Raw genomic sequence first — 1,631 nt, 5'->3', positions numbered from 1 at the left:
CTGCTGGCCCTCATCGACAATGCCGAGGAGGACGTGCGCCGCAGCGTCGAAAACCGCAACAAGCGCCGCCAGGAACGGGAACAGACATCGTGACCGACACCAAACGCAAACTGCGGTCCGAGGCCTGGTTCGGCGGTGAGGGCAAGAACGCCTTCATGCACCGCAGCTGGATGAAGAACCAGGGCATTCCCGCCGACGCTTTCGACGGCCGCCCGGTGATCGGCATCTGCAACACCTGGTCGGAATTGACCCCGTGCAATGCCCACCTGCGGGCGCTGGCGGACCACGTCAAGCGCGGCGTCTATGAAGCCGGCGGCCTGCCGCTCGAATTCCCGGTGATGTCGCTGGGCGAGAGCAACATGCGCCCCACCGCCATGCTGTTTCGCAATCTGGTCAGCATGGATGTCGAAGAGTCCATCCGCGGCAATCCGATCGATGGCGTCATCCTGCTGGTCGGTTGCGACAAGACCACACCGGCGCTGCTGATGGGGGCTGCGTCGTGCAACCTGCCGACCATCGCCGTTTCCGGCGGGCCGATGCTCAACGGCAAGTTCCGCGGACAGGATATCGGCTCGGGCACCCATGTCTGGAAATTCGCCGAGGAGGTTAAAGCCGGCCGCATGCCGGTTGCCGACTTTCTCGCCGCCGAGCAGGGCCAAAGCCGATCGGCGGGCAGCTGCATGACGATGGGCACAGCCTCGACCATGGCCAGCATGGTCGAAGCGCTCGGCATCGGCATGCCGGACAATGCCGCGATCCCGGCGGTGGATTCGCGCCGTGGCGTGCTCGCCCAGATGGCCGGACGCCAGATCGTCGATCTGGTGCGCAGGGACGTTAGGATCGCGGAGATCCTCACCAGGCAAGCGTTCGAGAACGCCATTCGCGTCAACGGCGCGATCGGTGGCTCGACCAATGCGGTGCTGCATCTGATCGCCATCGCCAACCGGATCGGTGTCGATCTCAGCCTCGAAGACTGGGACCGCCTAGGTCGTGACGTTCCAACTATTGTCGATTTGATGCCGTCGGGCCGGTTCCTGATGGAAGATTTCTACTACGCCGGGGGGCTAGCTGCGGTCATGGCGTCGCTTGATGAAGTGGGGCTTCTTCATCGCGACGCCATGACCGTCAGCGCCAAGACCATCGGTGAATTGATCGACGGCGCGCCGAACTACAACAGCGAGGTGATCCGGCCGCTGAGCCAGCCGCTGACCAAGGAAGGCGGCATTTCGATCCTGCGCGGCAATCTGGCGCCTGACGGCGCGGTCATCAAGCCGTCCGCGGCAACGCCCGAGCTGATGCAGCATCGCGGCAAGGCGGTGGTGTTCGAAAACATCGAGCATTACTACGCCCGCATCGACGATCCGGAGTTGGACATCGACGCCACCTCGGTGATGGTGCTGAAGAACTGCGGGCCGCGCGGTTATCCCGGAATGGCCGAGGTCGGCAACATGCCGCTGCCGGCCAAACTGCTCAAGCTAGGCATCTCCGACATGGTGCGCATTTCGGACGCGCGCATGAGCGGCACCGCCTACGGCACCGTGGTTCTGCATGTGGCGCCGGAAGCAGCCGCAGGCGGCGCGCTGGCGCTGGTGCGCGACGGCGACCTCATCGAGCTCGACGTCGCGCACCAG

At 64.6% G+C, this 1,631-nt stretch carries 1 protein-coding gene; it reads left to right on the top strand.

What is annotated here, in order from left to right; translation table 11 throughout:
- Positions 1 to 89: 89 nt before the first annotated feature.
- Positions 90 to 1,631: IlvD/Edd family dehydratase (locus ENZ74_RS31210; protein ID WP_164761364.1), on the top strand; the 1,542-nt coding region annotated here is incomplete at its 3' end.

Source organism: Mesorhizobium sp. M7A.F.Ca.CA.002.15.2.1 (genome assembly GCF_003998715.1).
Lineage (GTDB): Bacteria > Pseudomonadota > Alphaproteobacteria > Rhizobiales > Rhizobiaceae > Mesorhizobium > Mesorhizobium ciceri.
The sequence above is the reverse complement of the archived record's forward strand: the minus strand, read 5'-3'. Positions and strand labels throughout refer to the sequence as shown.